This is a genomic window from Curtobacterium sp. PhB115 (genome assembly GCF_003752025.1).
In the GTDB taxonomy this organism is placed as follows: Bacteria; Actinomycetota; Actinomycetes; order Actinomycetales; family Microbacteriaceae; genus Curtobacterium.
Genome location: NZ_RJKR01000002.1, coordinates 1833 through 5460, shown reverse-complemented (window position 1 = coordinate 5460; position 3628 = coordinate 1833). Strand labels below are relative to the sequence as shown.

The 3628-nt window shown below is 55.3% G+C and carries 1 rRNA gene; it reads right to left on the bottom strand.

Features of this window, described 5'->3' with window-relative positions:
- Nucleotides 1-101: 101 nt before the first annotated feature.
- Nucleotides 102-3230, bottom strand: a 23S ribosomal RNA gene (locus EDF19_RS00235).
- Nucleotides 3231-3628: the final 398 nt, after the last annotated feature.

The following is a 3628-nucleotide window of genomic DNA, read 5'->3' as shown; positions in this document are numbered from 1 at the left end:
TGTCGCCACCCAGAGCGGTGTATTCAGTTTGATTCCCGATCGTCTGTCGGGAACCACAAAGTGGACGCGAGCCCGTGCAACAAGTGCACGGAAATCAGTGTGTTATCAAGTCTTCGGCTTATTAGTACCGGTCAGCTCCACGGGTCGTTAGTCCCCGCTTCCACATCCGGCCTATCAACCCAGTAGTCTGCTGGGAGCCTCTCACACTCAAGGTGCATGGAAATCTCATCTCGAAGACGGCTTCCCGCTTAGATGCTTTCAGCGGTTATCCGGTCCGAACGTAGCTAATCAGCGGTGCCCTTGGCAGAACAACTGACACACCAGAGGTTCGTCCATCCCGGTCCTCTCGTACTAGGGATAGATCTTCTCAAATTTCCAACGCGCGCAGCGGATAGGGACCGAACTGTCTCACGACGTTCTAAACCCAGCTCGCGTACCGCTTTAATGGGCGAACAGCCCAACCCTTGGGACCTACTCCAGCCCCAGGATGCGACGAGCCGACATCGAGGTGCCAAACCATGCCGTCGATATGGACTCTTGGGCAAGATCAGCCTGTTATCCCCGAGGTACCTTTTATCCGTTGAGCGACAGCGCTTCCACAAGCCACTGCCGGATCACTAGTCCCGACTTTCGTCCCTGCTCGACCTGTCAGTCTCACAGTCAAGCTCCCTTGTGCACTTACACTCGCCACCTGATTGCCAACCAGGTTGAGGGAACCTTTGGGCGCCTCCGTTACTCTTTGGGAGGCAACCGCCCCAGTTAAACTACCCATCAGGCACTGTCCATGAACCCGATCAGGGTCCTACGTTAGACATCCAGAGTGACCAGAGTGGTATTTCAACAATGACTCCACGAACACTAGCGTGCCCGCTTCACAGTCTCCCACCTATCCTACACAAGCCACACCGAACACCAATACCAAACTGTAGTAAAGGTCACGGGGTCTTTCCGTCCTGCTGCGCGTAACGAGCATCTTTACTCGTAGTGCAATTTCGCCGAGTTCGCGGTTGAGACAGCTGGGAAGTCGTTACGCCATTCGTGCAGGTCGGAACTTACCCGACAAGGAATTTCGCTACCTTAGGATGGTTATAGTTACCACCGCCGTTTACTGGGGCTTAAATTCAGAGCTTCGCCCAAAGGCTAACCCTTCCTCTTAACCTTCCAGCACCGGGCAGGCGTCAGTCCGTATACATCGTCTTGCGACTTCGCACGGACCTGTGTTTTTAGTAAACAGTCGCTTCCCACTGGTCTCTGCGGCCTTCAACGCTCACGGAGTAAATCCGGTCACGCGTCCGGCCCCCCTTCTCCCGAAGTTACGGGGGCATTTTGCCGAGTTCCTTAACCACGATTCTCTCGATCTCCTTGGTATTCTCTACCTGACCACCTGAGTCGGTTTCGGGTACGGGCGGCTGCAACCTCGCGTCGATGCTTTTCTCGGCAGCATAGGATCACTGATTTCCCCTTACGGGTACGCGTCGGATCTCAGGCACACAGACGACGGATTTGCCTATCGTCAGCCCTACATCCTTACACCAGGTTCACCTTACGGATACCATCGCCTGGCTCAGCTACCTTCCTGCGTCACACCTGTTCATACGCTAACCGCACCAGCATGGGGTCGAGCGTTAGACCGGCCACCATCACCCCGAAGGGATCCGGTTGTACCGGGTTAGGACTCTTAGCACCACTGGATTAGCTTGGGCGGTTGTTCGCCGGTACGGGAATATCAACCCGTTGTCCATCGACTACGCCTGTCGGCCTCGCCTTAGGTCCCGACTTACCCAGGGCGGATTAACCTGGCCCTGGAACCCTTGGTCTTTCGGAGGACGGGTTTCTCACCCGTCTTTCGCTACTCATGCCTGCATTCTCACTCGTGTAGCGTCCACGGCTGGATCACTCCGCCGCTTCACTCGCCACACGACGCTCTCCTACCACTCCGCACGACTGAACCACGAAGGCTTGTCTATAGTGCGAAATCTACAACTTCGGTGGTGTGCTTGAGCCCCGTTACATTGTCGGCGCGGAATCACTTGACCAGTGAGCTATTACGCACTCTTTCAAGGGTGGCTGCTTCTAAGCCAACCTCCTGGTTGTCTATGCAACTCCACATCCTTTCCCACTTAGCACACGCTTAGGGACCTTAGTTGGTAGTCTGGGTTGTTTCCCTCTCGACGATGAAGCTTATCCCCCACCGTCTCACTGCTGCGCTCTCACTCACCGGCATTCGGAGTTTGGCTGACGTCAGTAACCTGTTGAGGCCCATCGGCCATCCAGTAGCTCTACCTCCGGCGAGAAACACGCAACGCTGCACCTAAATGCATTTCGGAGAGAACCAGCTATCACGAAGTTTGATTGGCCTTTCACCCCTATCCACAGCTCATCCCCTCCATTTTCAACTGAAGTGGGTTCGGTCCTCCACGACGTCTTACCGTCGCTTCAACCTGGCCATGGATAGATCACTTCGCTTCGGGTCTAGAACATGCGACTCAAACGCCCTATTCAGACTCGCTTTCGCTACGGCTGCCCCACACGGGTTAACCTCGCCACATATCACTAACTCGCAGGCTCATTCTTCAAAAGGCACGCCGTCACCCCTACAAAGGAGGCTCCGACGGTTTGTAAGCAAACGGTTTCAGGTACTATTTCACTCCCCTCCCGGGGTACTTTTCACCTTTCCCTCACGGTACTTGTCCGCTATCGGTCATCTGGGAGTATTTAGGCTTATCAGGTGGTCCTGACAGATTCACACGGGATTTCTCGGGCCCCGTGCTACTTGGGATACACATCCGGCCATAACACCATTTCGTCTACGGGGCTGGCACCCACTACGGCCCGGCTTTCAAACCGGTTCGACTATGATGCGCTGTAACCGCCCCAGTCCGGCAGAACTGAGTGACGTGTCCCACAACCCCGACCATGCAACGCCCGCCGGCTATCACACATGATCGGTTTAGCCTCATCCGCTTTCGCTCGCCACTACTCACGGAATCACATGTTGTTTTCTCTTCCTGTGGGTACTGAGATGTTTCACTTCCCCACGTTCCCTCTACCCGCCCTATATATTCAGGCGGGAGTCACCAGGTCACAAAAGCGCCCAGCGGGGTTTCCCCATTCGGAAATCCTCGGATCAGGGCTCGATTATCAGCTCCCCGAGGCTTATCGCAGATTTCTACGTCCTTCTTCGGCTCCAGATGCCAAGGCATCCACCGTTTGCTCTTAGAAACTTGACCACAAAGATTAAAATTGCGATCCGTCATCACCCACAACCATCACCCCAAAAGGATCCGGTTGGCTGGATGACGCGAATCAAAGATGCTCGCGTCCACTGTGTAGTTCTCAACATACGATCGGCACCACACTCCCCACCGTCCAATGACAGTGCTTCATGCAGCCCAACGAAGGACCTCAACGGCCCAACCCCCACCAGACACTCTCATGTCAGCAGGAAGCCTGGTCCCTCAGGACCCAACAACGTGCACCAGCCGATCGCTCCACCCCAACCCGTCCCAACCCTGCAAGCAGAGCGTACTGAGGTCGGAAGCATCACTCCCAACTGCACTGTCAATGTTCCACCCATGAGCTACCCGTCGGACACGTTCGGTCCGAATCAGGCGCCTGGACACCGCAA